Source organism: Enterococcus sp. 4E1_DIV0656, from assembly GCF_002140695.1.
In the GTDB taxonomy this organism is placed as follows: Bacteria; Bacillota; Bacilli; order Lactobacillales; family Enterococcaceae; genus Enterococcus_D; species Enterococcus_D entomosocium.
On the sequence record NZ_NGLF01000001.1, the window covers coordinates 1,188,556 to 1,208,990 of the forward strand.

General features: G+C 43.1%; 17 protein-coding genes. 13 read left to right on the forward strand and 4 right to left on the reverse strand.

All coding sequences use genetic code 11. From position 1 onward, the window contains the following. Nucleotides 1-45: 45 nt before the first annotated feature. Together A5882_RS05625 and A5882_RS05630 are read left to right on the forward strand one after the other, a co-directional pair. On the forward strand, nt 46-474 hold the full coding sequence (locus A5882_RS05625) for a DUF1761 domain-containing protein (protein WP_008376507.1): 429 nt from the start codon (nt 46-48) through the stop codon (nt 472-474). A gap of 244 nt (nt 475-718) precedes the next feature. Next, complete coding sequence (locus A5882_RS05630) at nt 719-1,219, forward strand: hypothetical protein (RefSeq protein ID WP_086316758.1); 501 nt, start codon at nt 719-721, stop codon at nt 1,217-1,219. Between the two features lie 108 nt (nt 1,220-1,327). Here A5882_RS05630 and A5882_RS05635 read toward each other — a convergent pair whose 3' ends face one another. Beyond that, the gene (locus A5882_RS05635) at nt 1,328-2,443 is read right to left on the reverse strand and encodes a serine protease (protein WP_086372519.1); all 1,116 of its coding nucleotides are present in this window, start codon (nt 2,441-2,443) and stop codon (nt 1,328-1,330) included. 424 nt (nt 2,444-2,867) lie between these two features. Between A5882_RS05635 and A5882_RS05645 the strand changes: the two genes are divergently transcribed. The 3 genes from A5882_RS05645 to A5882_RS05655 are packed head-to-tail and all read left to right on the forward strand — an operon-like array spanning nt 2,868 to nt 6,361. After that, entirely contained in the window at nt 2,868-4,169 is a 1,302-nt protein-coding gene (locus A5882_RS05645) for a hypothetical protein (RefSeq protein WP_016611566.1), read from the forward strand. A gap of 49 nt (nt 4,170-4,218) precedes the next feature. Then, nucleotides 4,219-5,604, forward strand: a complete 1,386-nt coding sequence (locus A5882_RS05650) for a hypothetical protein (RefSeq protein WP_016611565.1) — start codon at nt 4,219-4,221, stop codon at nt 5,602-5,604. A 4-nt stretch (nt 5,605-5,608) separates the two neighbouring features. Then, nucleotides 5,609-6,361 carry a hypothetical protein gene (locus A5882_RS05655; RefSeq protein WP_176374309.1) on the forward strand — a complete coding sequence of 251 codons (753 nt, stop codon included), beginning with the start codon at nt 5,609-5,611 and terminating at the stop codon, nt 6,359-6,361. A gap of 89 nt (nt 6,362-6,450) precedes the next feature. Here A5882_RS05655 and A5882_RS05660 read toward each other — a convergent pair whose 3' ends face one another. Further along, nucleotides 6,451-7,380, reverse strand: coding sequence for a methyl-accepting chemotaxis protein (locus A5882_RS05660; protein ID WP_016611563.1), 930 nt, complete (start codon nt 7,378-7,380; stop codon nt 6,451-6,453). A gap of 218 nt (nt 7,381-7,598) precedes the next feature. Between A5882_RS05660 and A5882_RS05665 the strand changes: the two genes are divergently transcribed. The 5 genes from A5882_RS05665 (at nt 7,599) to A5882_RS05685 (ending at nt 13,212) form a co-directional block, all read left to right on the forward strand. Next, a complete protein-coding gene (locus A5882_RS05665; protein WP_016611560.1) occupies nt 7,599-8,558 on the forward strand; it encodes an alpha/beta hydrolase in 960 nt (319 codons plus the stop codon). Between the two features lie 253 nt (nt 8,559-8,811). Beyond that, entirely contained in the window at nt 8,812-10,464 is a 1,653-nt protein-coding gene (gene alsS / locus A5882_RS05670; protein ID WP_005232673.1) for an acetolactate synthase AlsS, read from the forward strand. Nucleotides 10,465-10,482: 18 nt separating this feature from the next. Further along, on the forward strand, nt 10,483-11,199 hold the full coding sequence (gene budA, locus A5882_RS05675; RefSeq protein WP_005232672.1) for an acetolactate decarboxylase: 717 nt from the start codon (nt 10,483-10,485) through the stop codon (nt 11,197-11,199). A gap of 302 nt (nt 11,200-11,501) precedes the next feature. Continuing rightward, entirely contained in the window at nt 11,502-12,932 is a 1,431-nt protein-coding gene (locus tag A5882_RS05680; RefSeq protein ID WP_016611558.1) for a catalase, read from the forward strand. 16 nt (nt 12,933-12,948) lie between these two features. Beyond that, nucleotides 12,949-13,212 carry a hypothetical protein gene (locus A5882_RS05685; RefSeq protein WP_005232670.1) on the forward strand — a complete coding sequence of 88 codons (264 nt, stop codon included), beginning with the start codon at nt 12,949-12,951 and terminating at the stop codon, nt 13,210-13,212. A 183-nt stretch (nt 13,213-13,395) separates the two neighbouring features. On the opposite strand, the gene A5882_RS05690 is transcribed toward A5882_RS05685, so the two are convergent. Then, a complete protein-coding gene (locus tag A5882_RS05690) occupies nt 13,396-14,889 on the reverse strand; it encodes a helix-turn-helix domain-containing protein (protein WP_086372520.1) in 1,494 nt (497 codons plus the stop codon). Nucleotides 14,890-15,480: 591 nt separating this feature from the next. Between A5882_RS05690 and A5882_RS05695 the strand changes: the two genes are divergently transcribed. The 3 genes from A5882_RS05695 (at nt 15,481) to A5882_RS05705 (ending at nt 19,669) form a co-directional block, all read left to right on the forward strand. Beyond that, nucleotides 15,481-16,986, forward strand: coding sequence for a peptidoglycan DD-metalloendopeptidase family protein (locus A5882_RS05695; protein ID WP_086372521.1), 1,506 nt, complete (start codon nt 15,481-15,483; stop codon nt 16,984-16,986). Between the two features lie 496 nt (nt 16,987-17,482). Then, nucleotides 17,483-17,887, forward strand: coding sequence for a hypothetical protein (locus A5882_RS05700; protein WP_086372522.1), 405 nt, complete (start codon nt 17,483-17,485; stop codon nt 17,885-17,887). A 240-nt stretch (nt 17,888-18,127) separates the two neighbouring features. Next, nucleotides 18,128-19,669 carry a helix-turn-helix domain-containing protein gene (locus A5882_RS05705; RefSeq protein ID WP_005232664.1) on the forward strand — a complete coding sequence of 514 codons (1,542 nt, stop codon included), beginning with the start codon at nt 18,128-18,130 and terminating at the stop codon, nt 19,667-19,669. 232 nt (nt 19,670-19,901) lie between these two features. Here A5882_RS05705 and A5882_RS05710 read toward each other — a convergent pair whose 3' ends face one another. After that, nucleotides 19,902-20,279 (reverse strand): hypothetical protein, encoded by a 378-nt coding sequence (locus A5882_RS05710; protein ID WP_005232663.1) that lies wholly within the window; start codon nt 20,277-20,279, stop codon nt 19,902-19,904. Nucleotides 20,280-20,435: the final 156 nt, after the last annotated feature.

Below are 20,435 nucleotides of genomic sequence, written 5' to 3' on the forward strand. Positions count from 1 at the left end.
CTTCTCAGGAACATGGCTAAAAATAAAGTAAAGGAGAATACGAAAATGGTTAATTTTTGGACATTGATTTTCGGCACCCTCAGCTGGGTTGTGGTGGAAAGTCTGCTTTACAACCCGATGCATAAGTGGGGCAAGTTTTGGGCGAAAGAATCAGGAATGGCAGAGAAGATGGACGGTCAGCAGATGACGACCGGTGACATGCTCTTTACCTTTGGCGGCACGATTGTTGGTGGGATTCTCTTATCGGCAGCGACCTATCAAGTCGTCTATTGGTTTGCCACATTCGATCATGATGGTTGGCTGATGACCTCCTTGCAAGTCGCTTGCTTATTGTGGCTAGGGGTGTATGGGGTCGCCACCTTCGTGATGGCTGTTTACTCGGGACAGTCCCGTAAATTAGTTGGGCTGCACCTTGTGAATGGGTTTCTAGGAGTGATCGTTTTAGGGCTTGTTGTCGGACTAATTGGACAATAGGCAGCGATCATATCCCAGCGAGAACGTTCAAAGATCTCAACGAATCAATCCTAAAGAAAGCCGATCTTGTCTCGACAAGGTTGGTTTTTTTTGTGCGTGAAATTAATCTCACTATAAAAAAAAGCTATAAAAGCAAATTGTTTATGCTATACTGAAAATAACTCAATTTGACAGGAAACACAAACCCACGGGTTTTCGAAAAATCATGAAAGAAGGAAACTTAGGGACAACGAGGAGGGGAAAAATGAAAACGAAAAGCAAGTTAGGTAGAAGAATGTTTGCTACCGTTTGTTTGGCGGTGCTATTTTTTTTGGCAAGCTGCAGCCGCTCAGGGGTTGACTCTGCAGCTGCAAATCAAGTATTGACCAATAGCAACAGTCATCAACAAAATGCCTTGTACGTTTTGGAAGATGGAAAGCTCACCGTCAATAAAACGCTGAGTTTTTTGGTCGATCCGAATCAGGAACCTGCGGACTTGGTAGAAGAACAAGAGGCGCAATTAGTGCAGATCAACGAAACACTGCAAGCAGAGTTTCCCAAAAGCAAAGCACTGACTGCGGCAGACATCGGCACTATGCACACCTTTGAAGTGACAAATGCCCAAGTGATCATTGATCAAGAGAAAAAGGAAGTGCGCATGACTGGCGATGATTTTGAGAAAGTATTCAAAATGGTGGACAACAATGACAAGCGTCTGATCGATGATGAACAAAACGAGTACGAGTTTTCTTACGATGAGAAATAGCAAGTGACAAAAAAGCAGCTGCCTCCGACGAGACAACCGCTTTAGACTGCAGACAAACCTTAGACAAAAATGAGGTTTGTCTTTTTTTGTTGTAAAATTTAGTGGCTATTACGGAAAACATTTTGCGCAAGGAGTAAGTCCGCGACTTTGCGCTTCTGCTAAAGTGGCAGGCGTGTAGGTACCGTTACCGCATTTTCTCGTATGATATTTCGAACCTGTTGGTGTAACGAGGACCGACGTTTGGGCTTGATTGCTAGCAGCGGCTGGCTGGCTTTGTTCTGGCACAGCGGCGGCTGCCTGCCGTTCTTCCTCCGCCTTAGCTTGTGCGACTGCTTGTTCGTTGGCAGTGATCGTTTGCGCCACTGTTTTCGTTCGAGCAGCTAATTCCTCATCGGGGGTCTTGAGACGAGCGACAGCATCTTCTGCACGAGCAAGGGCATCTTTTGTCGGCTCCGCCTCTGCCGCTTCCACCGCTTGGACAGCTTCTGCAACGAGGGCTTCTGCTTCTTTCTCAGAAATCTTGGTTTCTACAGTGGATAACCGACTTTCAAACGTTTCCTTGTTCAACACCGCTTGTGCGACCAATTCTTTTGCCTGATCGAAATCCTTGCGCTCAAGAGAAGCTTCAGCAGTATCGAGGGCTTTGCCGATGGCAAGATGTTCTTCCACCACGGTTAGCCGGGTAGCGAAATCTTCGTAGGTTTTACTCAAAGCATGAATCAGCGTCACGGCTTCGTCGTAATTCTTTTGGTTTGGCTGGGTTTCGGCAAGCGCCAGTGCTGCTTGTTCTTGTTTTTCAGCTTGCAAACTCGCTAGAAATGCGCGAGAAGGTTTGACGGTGACGACTTCTTCTTTGGTGCTTCCACCCATTGAGGCTTGGAGGGTAAATTCCTGTTCCTCTTCATCTTCAAGTTGCACGGTGTAAGAAAATGTTTCGTCCGCCAGCGAAACCTCCACCCCGTTGATCGTCAGTTGCGCTTCTGGATTGGTTTGCCCAGTGATCGCTACTTCACCTTGCTCATTCGTAACCAGTTCTGCTTCATCTACGTGAAGCTCCGGTGTTGTTGCAGGAGTCAATAATACCCCGCCGATCAATAAGAGAAAACCACCCATAAAAATAACGATTTTGTTGCGAAGCGGCTTTTTCTTGATCAAACTAAGAATAAAAAAGATTCCGCTTACAACCATTGTCAAAAAAACAACACCAAAAATAAATATCCCCATAACTTTTTCCATTTCCTTTCTTGTGAATATTTTAATTATAACATTTTTCCTAACTTATCCGCCATTAATAACCGGCTAGCAAGGGTTGCTGAACGTATGGAGGGAGTTCAACTAGCAAACCGATAGATTTTTATCAATAATAAATAGATTTACAGAAATTTTTATTATAAAATGATATAGAAAGAGTTGTTTTTCGTTTGTATTTGCTTTTTTTGCTAAACAGCTTTTGGTCCTAATACACGTATTTACTTCATTACTGGAAAAAGACGCTTTGAACAAACGGATGAAATCGAGCAAATACCTGCAAACAAGCGGCTTTCCTTCGCTGCTTCCCCCAAATAACACCATAAAAAAGACATTCCCCCTCATGTGCAACTAAGCCACTTCATTGATAAGAAAATCAGTATGTGCAAAAGGAGTAGCAATGAAAATCACACAAATCCAATGTCCCAGCTGCTTGGGTCAGTTAACCGTTGACTGGGAGACAGGAAAAGCAGTCTGCCAATATTGCTTAACTAAATCAGTCCTACAGTCGCCGCCAAAACAAACGCAAGAAGCTTCGAATGAACAGGCTCCCGTAGTTTTTCAAAAAGTCAAAGAAGGGTTTTATTCGTTTGCCTTTAATGAAGACGAGGTAGCAAATGCCTTGAAAAAATGGCTGATCCAACAGGAATCAGTTCCTGAGGACATTATCGTTCATCTTGAAGTCAGCGAGGTAAAACGATATTTTATTCCGATTTATGAATTTCAGGTGACCTATACGATGCAGTGGGAGGGGGCCTTTGGCTACGATACCCATTCCATTGCATGGGAAGGATCGCATACGACCACGTGGGAAAAGAAGCGAGGCGACCATTCAGGTGAGACGGTTATATTCTATCAATGCGGCAGTTCGGAGGTGATCGAACAAGAAATTCCTCAGAGCTTTGAGGTCAATGATGAAATGAAAAGAAAACCGCACTTTAGTACCGATCAAAAGGAATTTCAACAGCTAGTCTCAGCACATGCTATTCATGTTTTTCCCTTTGATATTGAGCAAGAGCAGGCGCTCTTTGGTTCTGAAAAACAAGCGGAATTGAGAGCTCATGCGAATGCGGTGATCCAGAAGAAAGAATCTGCCGATCATCTAAAAGAGCTGCACCTAGATCTTTCCCTGATCAGCTGTGCTACAGAAAAGCTCTACTTTCCCCTGTATATGGGCACCTTCAAGTACCAAGAGCAATCCTTTGAATTTGCGATCGACGGCAAAGATCCTGACCGAATGAAGCTGCCGATTATCCCACAGTGCCAAGAAACCTTACAAACGGTTGCGAATTTTTCAAAAGCTCGTAAGGTTTTTGGCTGGTCCTCCGTACTCTTTTTTACGTTAGGTGTGATCCTGATGATCTTGGCTCTATTCATTTCTGAATGGATCCCTCTCGGAAGAGTATTTAGGGCTGTCATAGGGGGGATTGTCATGAGTTCCCTGCCAACTGCAGTTTATTGGGTAGTATCGGGGATAGTGTTGCACTTTCTAAAAGAACAGTACCTCAAAACAGTCCAAAAATTTAGAGATGAGTGCCAAAGAGAATTATTAGGTAAGAAAACTGGGACAGCTTTTTTAGCAAACTACGAGAAGCGTGGAAAGCATCTTGCAAGAATGAGGAAATTTTATGAATGGCTCGATACGCTCGCTTATGTGGTCGTGGTCGTTACCCTTATTTGGAACATTCTTCGGTTTCTTTGATAAACCATCTTGTTGAAAAGAAAAAACGATTCATAAAAAAGGAGAAAAAATGAAAATCACCCAAATCCAATGTCCCAGCTGTCTGGGACGTCTAGAAGTTGATTGGGACTCAGGAAAAGCAGTCTGTCAGTATTGTTTAAATGAGCTGTTGATCAAACCGGAACAAAAAAACCAGGAACAAACAAAACAAGTCGTCTCGCTTAAAGAGTTGTCACGCATTCAAGGGACCGTCAAAGAAGGATTTTATCCGTTTGCCTATGATGAAAAGGCATGTGAAGCGGCGTTGAAAAATAGACTAGCATGGCAAGACACCATCTCGGAAAGTATCTTTTTTGAGCTAGAGATGGTTCATCTAAAACGTGTATTTATCCCGATGTATTATTTTCAAATTGCTTATGATGCTCAAGTGAGAGGGAGCTATGTCCACGAGGAACAGCAGAGGGGGAGTGGGCGCATTACTGCCGACATTTCTTTACATAACAGCGGGAACACAACAATTTTCAATGAACATTTCCCTACAGATATCCAAAAAGAAGCGGATTACAGTATCAATGGTAAGCTGCCGCTGCATCTTCAAAAAGGAGCCGCCTATTGCACGGATATGCAGCAGTTTTCGGCACTTAGCCAAGGCGCTCAGGTGCTGCCCTTTGATATTTCCAGAGAAGCGGCACTCTCTGATACCCATCTAATGGAAGTCTTTGAAGCAAAAGCCAAAGACCATTTGGTGGGAGCAGATGTTGCCAATGAGGTTCAACTGACTCTTTTTCCGAAACAATGTGATACGGAAAAACTGTATTTTCCTTATTACATTGGCGAATTCAAATACGGAAACCAAACCTATTCTTTCGTGGCTGATGGCACCGATGCTGAACGTCTCTTTCCAACCCAGCTTCCTGAATGTGAACAGCTGGTGCAAGTGAAGAAAAGTTTTTCGAAGACCAGTAGTGTCCTTTGGCAATTCTGCTATACCTTCTTTTCATTCGGAATAATTTCCGGGACCCTTTTAAATTTTATTTTTGGTGGATTTTTAATGCCTGCCGTTTCCTTTAGTTTGATTGGCACATCGATCGTGCTTTTTGTCATTTGGCTAGTAGTTTCATTTTTTTTGATTACACAAAAAATCAACTTCTTTACAGAACATAAAAAGTTTAAAAAGGATCTGAATCAAGCACTCAGTCAGCCACAGGCAGATCAAATAGCTATTTTGCAGACATTTGAAGCCCGAAGAAAGAAACTCGTCCGAAAAACAGTATTTTACAGCAGTCTGGAAAACATGGCGTATGAATTTGCCTTGATTCTCTTCTTAGCAATATTGGTTTGGTATTTCGATTTTTATGGCTTATCTCTTCTAGTGCTGCTGGCGTTTGTCAGCTGGAATACGATCCGTATTTTTACAACGAATAGCTCTGATCGATGCATCAAAACGAAAGGATGATCTCGTGGATATCATTCCCATTCAATGTCCCCATTGTTTAGGGGAACTAGAAGTAAACTGGGGTGTCGGCACGGCAGTCTGTCTGTATTGCCGCGGCAAAATGGTCATCAAATTGCCCTTTGACCACGCCAAAATTGCCCAGTCCAGTCCCCTGACGGACAAACAGCTTGCGCTGACCCAGCTGACGGCTCTCTTGAAGAAAATCAGTTTGTCGTCTGCTGCTCTTAGGGAAGACGCACCATCAGCCGGCGTTTTCGTTGGACAAGAGCAGCCAAAACCAACGTCAAGAAACCAGGTGTCTCCGATTCAAAGGGCGCCCATCCATCAGCGCAACCAGCGACAAAATCGTTTGACTGCCTTTTTTCAAAAACAAAATTTTTTGTTCTATTTTTCTGGAGAAAGACAAGTGCTACCAAGGCAATGGCAAAGACAAGTCCTCGCTAGTTTTCAAGTGCCTGAAACGGAGACCCCTCTTGCGTTGCTAACGTCAAAGATGACTGGCAAGAAAGCGAATGCGGGACTGCTTTTTGGCGTTGAACGAGTGTATTTGTGCACGTACGAAAAGAAAGAAAAACGAATAGTCAGTTTTTCCTGGATTGTTTGGAAAAACCTCGGTTTTGAGGTCCAGCATAAAATGTTTGGTAGCTTTTTGGTGATTCAACAGGAATATCGTGTTCCTCTTCAAGCATTGGGCTTTGCGACCCAATCATTTTTGCAAGAATTACAGCAGTTGTTGCAAGAGTGGGAGACTGGCTAGTGCTGAGTATCGATGAAATCAAATAGGGAATCAATTTATTGGTCAAAAAAACAAAGAGAGCGTCGCAAACAGCGGCGCTCTCTTTCACTTCATGTGGTTTCCAACTCAGCATCGTTGGTCTCTGTTAAATACTCGGCTTCATCGTTTAAAAGACTGGCCGTCGTTCGCAGCGTGTCGTAAGAATGCAAAACGGCAGCGAGACTTTTTTGCGAATCACTGATTTTCATGGTCGTCGAATCGGCACTATCTAACACGACTAAGGCTTGTTGGTTGATGGCTTGCATGGTTGCGGCAATGGTTTGGGTCAACTGCTTGGTCTGTTCGGCTAATTTTTGCATTTCATCGGCAACTACCCGAAAGCCAGCTGCTTGTTCGCCGATCCGTGCTGTTTCGATGGAAGCGTTGAAGGATAGCAGTTTGGTTTGTTGTGCAATGCGGTCGATGTCATGCAGCACCGCTGTCACCTGTTGGCTATCCATTTCTAAGGCATGGGTCGTTGCTTGATTTTGATCAGACAGCCGTTTGACTTGCGCCAAGTTCTCTGACAAATGATCGACTTGCTGATGCCCGTTGGCAGAAAGTCGTGTCAGGGAAGCAGCACTTTCTTGCACTTTTTTGATAGTGACCGCTAAGGCTTGTTCTCTTTGGGTAATGTCAAAAGCGATTTTGACGACGTTGACGACTTCTTGCTGCTCATCGAGGACGGGGAAGTAGATTCCTTCTAAAATCAGTTTTTCTCCTTGTTTGTTTTTTCGGATGATTTTGTCTTGAAACCGTTGCTTTGAGTACAGCAGTTGATTCCAAAAAGCTTGGTAATCCGTACTGGCAGCATAATGGTCAAAACAAAAGGTCCGATGCGGCAAGCCAATGATTTCTTCTTGGCTGTACCCTAGGATATCAGTCATGTTGGCATTGGCGAAAACAACTTCTTTTTGCGGATCAAAGACTATGACAGCGAGTTCTTGAAAAATAGCAGCGAGCAGACGGTTATTTTGTGTTTCATCTAATGTGAATTTCATACGTACTTACCTACGCCTTTCAGTTTTTTGGGAAGTTTACACAGCGAGTGTCTTACAGTTATCGGTCATGAAGGCAAGGCAGTTAAGAGTGCAAAAACCACCTTTTTTGTCGAACAAAATGCCTGGAAGCAGAAGGAAGCAAGATTCTTTGCATCAGAATGACTTGGTGGTACCCTTAAGGTCAACACGAACGATTTCAAACAAAAGGAGAGAATCGTATGACAGATAGAATTTCGTTGGAAAAAGCAGCCGTTGAATTTAGTGAGGCAAATGCACCGCACCCACGGATCTATGAATTACCGCCAGAAGAAGGGCGCGCACTATTGGAACAAGTCCAAGAGTCACCCGTCAATAAATTGGCGGTTGAGATAGAAGATCAGACCGTAGATACAGGCGAATGGGGGACCATCAATGTTCGTTTTGTTCGTCCTGAAGGAAATCATGCGATTCTCCCTGTCATTTATTATCTCCATGGCGCGGGCTGGGTCTTCGGCAGTGCCGCAACTCATGATAAATTGATCCGTGAATTGGCGGTACGAACCAACTCGATCGTCATTTTTCCTGAATACAGTCGTTCGCCAGAAGCAAAATACCCAACGGCGATCGAACAAAATTATGCGGTCTTGCAGCAATTACCGGGATTTGTCGATGTCAAAGGCTTAGACCTTACCCGTTTGACCGTGGCTGGCGATTCCGTAGGTGGGAACATGGCGACTGTTATGACCTTGTTAACGAAAGCCCGTGGTGGCATTCCGATCGCACAGCAATTATTGTTCTATCCTGTGACAGATGCCCGCTTTGATACGCCTTCGTATGAAGCATTTGGCGAAAACTATTTTCTGACCAAAGAAGGGATGCAATGGTTCTGGGATCAATACACGACGGATGAAACACAGCGGAATCAAATTACCGCTTCTCCTTTACGAGCGACCAAAGAGGAGTTAGCCGATCTGCCACCAGCGTTGATCATTACGGGGGAAGCAGATGTCTTGCGGGATGAAGGGGAAGCCTATGCGCAGCATTTACGAGCAGCTGGCGTGGAAGTTACCCAAGCACGTCTGCAAGGAATCATCCATGATTTTGTGATGGTCAATGCGATGGATCAGACCCAAGCTGCACGAGCTGCCATGACACTGGCTGTCGGTTGGCTGACGGAAAAAAATGTCCCAGCAGAATAAAAAACCGACAAAAGAAGCTTCTTTTTAGAGGTGTTCTGATACAGTAAAGGATTTATGGGGTGGAGCGATCCACTCCTTTTTTTGTCGGAAAAATGGAAAGACATACACCTGCGGTCTGAAGCAGATGCAAACGCTCTCTAAAAAACTACGTTTTTATAGTACAGATATTAATAAGTGTTTTTCGTTGATAAATAAATAGAAAGTGCTATTATATGTATTGTGATTAATACAGTTTTTGAAAAGAGGTAATACAGTGAGTGCAAAAGGATCAGAAATCATTGTTGAAAGTTTAGAAAATCATCGGGTGCCTTATATCTTTGGGATTCCCGGTGCAAAAATCGATGGCGTATTTGACGTGTTGAGTGATCGGGGACCAGAGTTGATTTTGGCACGACATGAACAAAACGCGGCATTTATGGCACAAGCAATCGGTCGCCTGACAGGAGAGCCAGGAGTCGTCATTGCGACAAGTGGACCAGGAGCCAGTAATTTAGCGACTGGGTTGGTCACGGCAACTGCCGAAGGTGATCCCGTCCTGGCACTAGCAGGCCAAGTGAAGCGTTCTGACCTTTCAAAATTGACCCACCAAAGCATGAATAATGCGGCATTGTTTGCGCCGATCACGAAATTCAGCAGTGAAGTCCAAGATCCTGAAACCCTTTCTGAAAGTATTGCCAACGCCTTTCGCATCGCAAAAACAGCGAAAAAAGGGGCGAGCTTTTTATCCATTCCTCAAGATGTGACGGACGGAACCGTTCAAGGGGCAGCGATCAAACCACTATCTTCGCCTAAATTAGGCAGTGCCGATGCAGAAGATATCCAGGCACTCGTCGATCGGATCAAAGAAGCCAAGCTGCCTGTCCTACTCTTAGGAATGCGGGCTTCAGGCGTGAAAGAAACACAAGCGATTCGTCATTTAGTTGCAAAAACTGGGTTGCCTGTCGTAGAGACCTTCCAAGGCGCTGGGATCATTTCTCGTGAATTAGAAGAGCATTTCTTTGGCCGCGTCGGCTTGTTCCGCAATCAGCCTGGTGATATGCTGTTGAAACGCAGCGACTTAGTGATCGCTGTGGGGTACGACCCGATCGAATACGAAGCTCGCAACTGGAATGCGGAAAAAGATGCCCGCGTGATCGTCATCGATGAAGTACCGATGGAGATCGATCCATTTATGCAGCCAGAAGTTGAACTGATGGGCAGTATCGCGAAAATTATTGAACAACTATCAAAAGCCATCGATCAGTATCACTTGACCGAAGACGCTCAAAACTATTTAACGACGCTGCAAACCAAACTCAATGAAAAACCAGCGGATGTCGAAGGCAGCAACAATACCTTGCATCCCCTGGAAATCATTGATGCTTTGCAACAAGAAGTGACCGATGACATGACGGTGACGGTGGATGTCGGCAGCCACTACATTTGGATGGCCCGTCATTTCCGCAGTTATGAGCCACGGCATCTGCTCTTTAGTAATGGCATGCAGACTTTAGGGGTAGCTTTGCCATGGGCGATCGCGGCAGCGCTCGTGCGACCAAATACTCAAGTGATCTCTGTATCTGGCGATGGTGGCTTCTTGTTTTCTGCCCAAGAGTTAGAAACAGCCGTCCGTTTGAAACAAAACATCATTCACTTGATTTGGAATGACGGTACCTACAATATGGTGAAATTCCAAGAAGAAATGAAATATGATCGTGCTTCTGGGGTTGATTTTGGACCAGTTGATTTCGTGAAATATGCCGAAGCGTTTGGTGCCAAAGGCTTACGGGCAACCACCAAACAAGAATTGATGGCAGCCATCGAAGAAGGCTTTGCAACGGATGGTCCAGTGATCATTGATATCCCTGTGGATTATTCAGACAATGCCGATCTTGGCAAAACGATCCTACCTGATCAATTTTATTAAGACCAAAGGAGCATCAAGATGAAAGTGAAAAACAAAAGTTATTTATATCAGCATGGCACCCTAGGTGGGTTGATGCAGGATTTAATGGATGGCACGGAGCAAATCGGCAAAATGCTTGAATATGGCAATTTTGGGATTGGTACTTTGGCTGGTTCCAATGGTGAAGTGATTATTTTAGATGGTGAAATCTACCATGTAGACGAGTCGGGCAAGGTACAAGTGCTCCAAGGAAATGAAGGAACCCCCTATGCGGCAGTCGTTGATTTTTCTGCGGCGAAGCACCTGCAGGTCAGCCAAGAAATGACCGATGAAGAAGTGAAAAACCACGTCCTGACAGAAGTCAGCCCGAATTTGTTTTCCGCTGTCAAGATTCATGGGGTATTTACCAAGATGCACGTCCGCGTTGCCCCAAAGCAAGAAAAACCGTACCCAAAATTCATTGAGATCATCCAGCATCAGCCGGAATTTCAAGCAGAAGATATCAGCGGCACGATCGTCGGGTTCTTTACCCCGTTGCTGTTCCACGGTGCTGCGGCCGCCGGTTTCCATTTGCATTTTATTAGTGATGATCGCACATTTGCTGGTCATGTCTTAGACTTTGAAGTGGCAGCTGGCGAAGTCGAATTGATGGAACTAGCCGAATTTCGTCAGCATTTTCCTATCGACAACCAAGACTACTTGCAGCGGGAGATCGATGTCGCAAAAATCGCCAAGGATATTGAAGCTGCCGAATAAGTAGCAGGCAGCAAAAAATAATTGATCGCCAGTAGAGTGGTCTCGGATCGAATTGAACGCAAAGCAGCAGTGAAGCCAACGCTTCACTGCTTTTTTGTGCTTCCTTTTATTCATGAGGCTTGCTGCAAAACCTGGATACTTCGATAGAAAAGTTGGGGAATGGTCAAAAATCTGAATTAATTCTTATTTACGAGCAAATAAATTGATATATTTTAAGAATAATGATAATTTTTGTACTAATTAGAAGTATTTTGTTGAGAGTAATTGCACTTGACTGATTTTATAGAGAAAAGAGGAAAGATATGAAAAAAAAGTTGACGACTGCGCAAGGAGCCAGTGTAGCGGATAACCAGAATTCTTTGACAGCGGGGCGCCGTGGCCCAGTGTTGATTCAAGATGTCCATTTGCTAGAAAAACTGGCACATTTTAATCGTGAGCGGATTCCCGAACGGGTCGTTCATGCGAAAGGTGCGGGGGCTCATGGGGTCTTCCGAGTAACAAACGACGTAACGATGTACACGAAAGCGGCGTTTCTTTCAGCCATCGGGAAAGAAACGGAGATGTTTATTCGCTTTTCAACGGTTGCCGGAGAACTAGGGTCTGCGGATACGTTGCGCGATCCTCGGGGGTTTGCGGTTAAATTTTACACGGAAGCGGGGAATTATGATCTCGTGGGCAATAATACCCCGATTTTCTTTATTCGTGATCCGTTGAAGTTTCCTGATTTTATCCATACCCAAAAAAGAGACCCGCGAACGCACTTGAAAAATCCAGAGGCGGTATGGGATTTTTGGTCCCATTCACCGGAATCCCTCCATCAAGTCAGCCTGTTGATGGGGGATCGGGGCTTACCGGCAACCTTTCGTCATATGCATGGGTATGGGAGCCATACATTCGCTTGGCTCAACGCAGAGGGAGAACGCTTTTGGGTGAAATATCATTTTCGGACGGATCAAGGCATTATGAACATGAGTGCGGCACTCGCAGCAGAACTTGCGGGAAGCAATCCTGATTATCATATTGAAGATCTATATAAAGCGATTGAGGCAAAGGAGTATCCTTCTTGGACACTCTATGTTCAAATCATTCCCTTTGAAGAAGGTTGGTCAGCTGCCGTCAATCTTTTTGATGTGACCAAAACAGTCTCACAAAAAGACTATCCGCTGATTGAAGTGGGACGAATGACTTTGAATCGCAATCCAGAGAACTATTTCAACGAAGTCGAGCAAGTCACTTTTTCACCGGGCAATATCGTTCCAGGGATTGATTTTTCTCCGGACAAACTATTGCAAGGTCGGCTGTTTGCTTACGGTGATGCGCATCGTTATCGAGTTGGACCCAACAGCAGCCAGTTGCCGATCAATACGCCAAAAGCGCCTGTCCATAATCACCAACAGGACGGTTTCATGAATACCAAAACGAATTCTTCAGGGATCAATTATGAACCGAACAGTTTCGATGGCATCAAAGAAAACCCGCATGCCAAGGGCATCCACTATTCGTTAGAAGGAGAGATCGGTTCCTTTGATTACGATGAAGACTATTATAGCCAAGCAGGTGATTTTTATCGTTTGCTCTCAGAAGAAGAACGAACACGTTTAATTCAAACGATTGCGGGAAGTTTGGGACAGGTTCAAAATCAACAGATCAAAGAACGGCAGGTCATGCATTTTTACCGTGCGGACCCAGAATACGGCAGACGAATCGCTGAAGCGATCGATGTGAACATTTAAGAAAGGAGGAAAAAGAATGTTACTTTTACATGTAGTTTTTGGTCTTTTATCTTTTGTCGGAGCAATGATGCTGGGGGTGGCCTTTAAAGGGCAGCTGCGAGAGCTTTCAAGGCTTCAGCAATGGGCAGTCGGTTTGAGTTATACGGGCACGCTGTTGACGGCGATTTTGGGGATCTTGTCTGCATCTTCTCATCCAATCATCGTACTCATGACCCTCGTAGGCGCACTGGCTTTTACGAAACGGACATTTTTAAGTGCAGATCAATCCAAAGAGCAATGATTGCTGATAGTAGCAGCGTAGAAGGAAAAAGCGTACTTGATTTATTGGAAAAGTCCCATATAAAGCTGCTTCCACTAAAAAAGAACAGCTTTATATGGGAGGATTAGTCAGGCGTTCGTTTAAAGGCGACAAGGAAATATCAATTCTCTTTCTTTGGAGAAGCGGCGTGAATGATTGGAATTACTACGTATTATCAAGAACGACCAACCGCAAAATTCTCGGATTGATTCGATTCAAAAGATAATTCCAATCGGCAGCGTCGGGTATTGATTTTAATAAGACACTTTCAACATCCAGTAAGTATTCAGTGGCGTATTCGGAGTAGTTAGTAATGAGAAAATTAATGTTTTTTTCTTTTAAATACTCGTGGGAGAGTTCGTTTGAATCAGGGTAGTACATTTCATGATAAACGCCAAGATATTTTCGGATAATACTTTCAGCGTACTCACAAACATACTCGTTACCTTCAAAAATAACAGCTATAGTTCTCCGCGTGCCCCAATTCTCTTCAATGATGGCTTCCATGTGGAAGGTGAGACTTGCACAAAAATCATCCAAATGGTCGAAAGAATAGAGTGTTTTCACAAGAGGATGTGAGAGCAAAAACTGGCGATTTTTTTTATATTCAGCCGCAAATTTCTCTTTGACGAAAGCATTCAAATCATCGATGTTGACGTTCATCGTTGGCGATAACAACTCACGAAGCTTGAAAATAGTGAAGAATGACTCTAACCAAAGCAAATCTTTTTGTTCATCAAAGCTGTTGCCGCGATTTTGGGCATAGAAATCAGCAGTGATTTGTTTGATCGCAGACCAGTGGTTATAGTTAAGACAAAACGCTTTGCTTGTTTCTAGATCGGTGTTGAGTTTGCGACGACAAATAATGCAAGTCAAAAGATAGATTGCTTCTTCTTGAGGAAACTTAAAGGTAAAATAACGCTGGATAATCTTTTTAAGGTCCTCATAATTTGAAAGTAAACCATTTTTTTTAACTAACTCGCTTAGTTCTGGAGAGGGGGCAGCAAGTAAACCGCGATTGCTGCGCTCCACGCTGATATAAAGGATATAAGCAAAATAAGAAAACGAAGAGCTCTGTAAGGCCTTCGTTTCCAAAAGGTCAGTGATTTCCATCACCGCATCTTGTACATGGATCGAGGGAAATAACGTGTGGACATTAATGTCAGACTCGTAGTAAAAAAGACAGAAAAATTTTCGTATATCGATCTCCGAACCTGCCAAAGAGACGGGATCCGTTTTGATTTTTAAACCGAAAGGGGATAAAAATGGCTGTATTTTCCGGAAGTAGCCGATCAGCGCTTGTTCAGAAATATTAAGCGTTAAGCTCCAATCAAAGAGGGTTTGCTGCTCATCATAAAAAATACTTTCTAAAATCTGGAAAATCGGTTCATCTTTTATCAATTCTTGCTTTTGCTTTCGATACCTATCATGATCGATTTCTTCAAAAAGATACCCGATTTTTGCTGTATGGATCGCCATAGCCCCTTTAAAATACTCTCGCAAGCTAGCAATGTCAGTAATCAACGTACGCGTACTGCTCTCGGTCACTTCAGCGAGTTCTCCCAGTGTACGGGAGGGACTTTTCTCAAATTCATTCAACAATTGCAGCCAGCGAATCAACGTACGATTTCGCATGAATTTTAATTGAAATGTTTTCATGTCAGCCTCCGAAAAATAAGTTTAAATAATTATAGCATAATCATTTACACAGATAATGAAACGTTCAACTGTTAGGCGTTCTTGCCACAGTGCCTTGAAGGCTCTGACTACCAGCAGAACATTTCCGGGAATATCAATCGTTCACGGTAAGTATAGCAAGGACCTGAGAAACCAATTGCCAAAAATCATACATAAACTTGAGAAAACGAAACGCTAATAGAAAGGCTCCAAACGCTAGATAAAAAGCTAATGAAGCAAGAAAAGACGATAAAAACACAGTTGTTCAACTGGCAGTTGCCCATTTGAACAACTGTGTTTTTTTCTGATGACGCCAGAGGATCTTAGGCAACAGAAAGTAAAAGCTGCAACCCAGACTCGATAACGAATTGGATGCAAAACGTGATCCTTTACCAGTAGACCCATTCTTCCAACAACTCGTTCTCTTTGACAAGCACGGGAGTCATTTGCTTGAGTCGAAAAAACGAAGCGTAGTATAATAAAAGAGAATTGATATTTATTTACTATTTGGATGACAACATGTTTTTTTGATAGAGATTGTTAAGTGAAAAAAGGAGAGAAAGGAAATCGCCTATGAAGCATTCGCAAAAAGGGGTAGCGCTTCTTTTGGTTTGCGGACAACTTTTAGCTGGTGTGCCAGTTTCAGCTGCGGTTGTTGCATCGGAAGGTACGATCGTTGCCCAAACATCAGAAACAGCTGCACAAGAAAGTGACAGTAGCAGCACAGCAGGGACGGTTGAAGAAACTGCTCCAGCAGGGGAAGGACAAGTGTCTGATTCGGAGCAAGGATCGGCACCTGTAGAAAGTGTACCAGAAGGATCTGAGACAGCGCCGGAGGGAACAGAGCAAACCGAAGAACCAACCCCAGATCCCCAACCGACGCCAGAACCGAAACCAGAGCCAGAACTACCGAGTAAGCCAGAGCCTTCTCAGCCAGAAGAACCAACCCCAGCACCGAAACCAGAAAAACCAACGAAGCCTGAAGCGCCCAAACCTGAGACGCAGCCAGAGAAGCCCCAACCGTCAGAACCTGTAGAAACGCAACCGACACCAGAAGCAAACAGTGATGCAAGTCAAGAAACACCGGCGGCTGTGTCTCCGATCATACCACCAAGTACCCAAGCACCAAGCGGGCCAAGTCAATCCGATCCTATAACGCAGCAAGGTAGCGAAACGAGCTTGACGGTCACACCAGTAAAAGAAGTGTGGGATTTTATCCAAGAAATCGGCGAAGATGCCCGAGATATTGGCTTGAAAAATGATTTGTACGCTTCTGTCATGATTGCACAGGCTATTTTAGAATCAGGTGGCGGTCAAAGCAGATTGAGTCAGGCGCCGTACTTTAATCTCTTTGGTATCAAAGGAACCTATCACGGACAGGGTGTTGCTTTTCGGACACAAGAAGATGATGGTTCGGGAAATCACTACACAATCACGGCAACTTTCCGCCAATATACTGGGTACAAAGAGTCATTGATGGACTATGCTCGTTTGTTGAAAGAAGGGGTCGGACAGCAGTCTGATTTTTATAAAGGTGTATGGAAATCAGAAGCGGCTTCTTATCAAGAAGCTGCCCATTATTTGACTGGTCGGTATGCCACTGATACCGCGTATGATCAAAAGCTGACCGCATTGATCGAAGCCTATGCGTTGACCCGTTATGATCAGAAAAAACCTGATGTGACCGCAAGTGAGACGTATCTTTTTCCTGTTGAAAAAGCCGTTGTCACTTCTACTTTTGGCCCACGTTGGGGAAGCTTTCATCGGGGCGTTGACTTTGCCGCAGCGTTTGGGACACCCATCATGGCAAGTCAATCTGGAACGGTCATCCGTTCAGAGGTTCATCCTTCTTGGGGGAATTATGTAGCGATTCTCCATGAGGACGGGATGACGACACTCTATGCTCACAATCAACAGAACCTTGTGAAGGTTGGTCAACATGTGGAACAAGGAGAAACGATTGCGCTCATGGGTAGTACGGGCAATAGCACAGGCGCACACCTGCACTTTGAAGTCAGTGCATCGCCTAGCTTGAGCCAAGCGAAATTGGTCGATCCAATCGCTTTTTTAACAAAATAAGGATTGCCGAAAAGAGAGTATCGTGGATACTTTCTTTTTTTGTCTTTTTCCAGCAATTTTTTGGGAGCAACGATTTTAATTTTTTTTTCATGAAAACCGAAAAAATGTTTAAAAAAATCGTGCATAGATTCTTTATAGTTTTCACATAACCGTAACAGTTGCTAACCCATAAACTGGCGTGAACAGATCGGTCAGCCAGCAGCACAAATGGTAGGTTCGAATGCTATTGATGATGAGCGGAGAAGCAAAATCGTTACAGTTGTTACCCCTACGAATAAAAACTTGCTAACGAAGTAGGGGAGCGAATAATCAGGAAGTGCATCAATTATAAGTCTACTCCTTTTTTTCTAATCAGTATTGATCGTTGAAAAGAACTAACAAGAAATGATTAACCATAAAAAAGTAGAAGAGATAAATGAGCTGCTCTTTTTTTCTGTTAAACGAAAAGAATGTTTTACACAGTGACGCATAAAATAAAAAAAGAGGGGAACATTTTATGAGAATAAATAAAACGGATTTTGAGGCAGTGATGGCCAATAGCGAATTTTTAGACTATTACTGTCAATTATTTGAACAAAACGGTGAACGATCCGTCACAGATAAGCAATTAGAAAAATTACACTATTTGATTCAAAAGCAGGTGGCACTAACGATTCAAAAGAATGCGAGCTATTCCTTTTTTACACAAACATACAAGCTGCCGCAAACACTCGTAAAGGATTACCAACTGTTAGCGGAATGTACCGAGAGGCTTTCAAAAATAGAAATGGATCAGTTGATACCCAAACAATTTATTGAACAGGACTTTAACGTGCAGATGAAAAAAGTAAGTCAAGAAACGCAATATGAACAGCTTTTAAACATCATCACAGACACATTTAGACAAATAAAGAAAACATAGGTGATTTTCAACATAGCAGTTTTTTTCAAAATGAAGCAAATGATACAAAGAATTTTCTTATTCCTTAAGCAGAATCTGATGAAAGTAAAAGCGAAATCCTTGCACTATTTTTAATAGCCGATAAAATAATTGTTATAAGACAGTAGTCTGGACACAACGCTTTTTTTCATCAGTCTATGAAAAAACCGATTTTTTATGTAGGATGAAAACCGATATAATGAGACTGCTTAGGCGCCTTTCATGCGTAAATTAGCCGCAAAAAAGAAATTCTTAGTAAGGAGCTTATGTTTGAAAAATTTTCAATTGAGTTTTGTCACAAGCAAATCGACCGTCCGATGGCTGCAGATTCTAAGTGAATTTGAAAAAAATGAAATTTGCAGTGCCAGCCATTTGGCTGAAGTAACAAGTAGTACCACAAGGACGATTGGCAAAGACATCAGTCAGATTAATGATTATTTCTGTGGGTTGATCCTGATCACTTCCACCAATCAAGGCTATTCGTTTGAACTATTTGATTATTCACAGTATGAAAAGAAAAAAGCTTCGCTTTTAGCGAATGAACCGCTCTTTATTTTATTGGAAAATATTTTTATTGGAGAGTTAAAGACGATCGATGAGTGGGCGGACTGCTTGTTTTTATCCAAGAGTACCTTATCAAAATACTTGCAGCGCATTCATGAACAACTGGCACGTTTTGATCTCCAACTAGCACTAGATCCCCTGAATATCGTTGGACAAGAAGCAGATATCCGCAATTTCTTCTGTACCTTTTTCTATGAAACGGATAGCACACCCCATACTGTCTTTCCGCCAGCTGCGGTCCAACAGGCAGTAACGGAAATCGGCAGGATGTTTGACAAAAATAGTTATCACACCGTTTCGTTTTCACAATATACGTATCTACTTTATATTTCGCTTGAGCGATTTATGCAAGGCAAAACTGTGCAAATCAACGACGAATTGTACCACGCCTTGCGACACAGTATTCAGCTGATGCACTTTCAGCGAATCAATGGCATTATTGAAAAGTACTTTCAATGTCGATTGACGAACGATGAACTTATCTTTTTGTTTGTTAGTATTATCACAAAGAAAAAACTGCAAAATGTGATCGTCGAACAAAAGTTTTGTCTTTCTTATAATCATTGGACCGAGATTCGCACGTTGACCAACGAGTTTTATCAGATGTTGAATGTATCGTCGAAAAAGCCTAAAGAAGATCAGATTCTGATCGAATCCTTTTTTACTTCTGCCAAATTGAAGGAGTGCTTATCCACTTCGGCCAATCGTAATATTTATGATGTGAATGCGTTTATTAAGAAAACTTTTTCTAAGGAGTTTGCTGCTTACCGAGAGTTTTTAGAAAGTAGTTGCGAGTACCACACTCTTTATTCTGTGGAGTATCTGACGGATTTTTGTGCAAACTTAGTGATTTTTATTGAATCTGTTCGAGAACGTCATTGGTTTCCCCGAAAAAATATCGCCTTTATCTTCGAAGGAAATAACAATATCGTTCAGTACATTGAGGGCTGGTCCAACCGCTATTTTAGCCGATCCCATCAAGTCTTTTATCCTGACTCAGGGGAAGTCAATGCTCAGTATTTAGAACAAAATACCATTGATCTGCTAGTGACGAACTATGCCGAGCATGCGACCGAATTTCGAGATATCGTTGAATGTATCGTCTTCAAAACGATCCCTTCTTCTTCTGACTGGAATCGGCTGCTTGAACGGATCAATCCTAACGTCACCCGCCAATTTGCCCTAAAAGACCTCTTCTAGTTTCCCATTCTGTTTTGACCTAAAGAGTTGCTAGAAAGGGCCTTTTACATGAAAAGAAAGCATCTTTCCTTCACTGCTTAGACAGTGAGAAGGAAAGATGCTTTCTTTTTTAATGGCTTGACTCTCCGCAGCTGTGCAGGAGTGTGGGAAGGGGAAGTGGGGAATGCATCAGGTACGGATGCAAGCCTTTGGAACCAGCGGTTTTCAATTCAATCGATCAATGTGGGCGAAATCATTGGGCTTCACTTAAGTAGATCAAACTCCAAGGCGCCTTTTGGTTTAGCTGAAGACCGGTCAATTCCCGATAGAAACAGGTTTTGTCTTTGACCGTCAGCTGAATGATCTCTTCTTCCGTATACTCGTTTAGAGAAGAAATTTTTAAAACATAAAGTTCTTTTAGTATTTGCAGCTGTGCGTCGATATCTAAGAGCAACGACATTTTTTCGAAAAAAGTACCCTCGTCTTGTTCATAGATCGCCAAGAATCGTTGGCGCAAAGAGAGATAAAAATTAAAGATTTTTGGGTGTGTATAAGAACAGGGAGAGTGGATAAATTCTACGTCAAAAAAGTTTACATATTCTTCGGCTGATTGGATCGTTTTTAAGTTCATATCAATACTCCTTATAAGTGTTAGGAAAAGGTGACAATACGTGTCATTATCAAAAAGAGTCACTGTTAAGCAATGTCTTACTGAGAAGGCCCTTTTGTTTTTTTTAATGATTGGGGGAAGGACTTTCGCTACATTCAATGTACAGGATATTCCAAA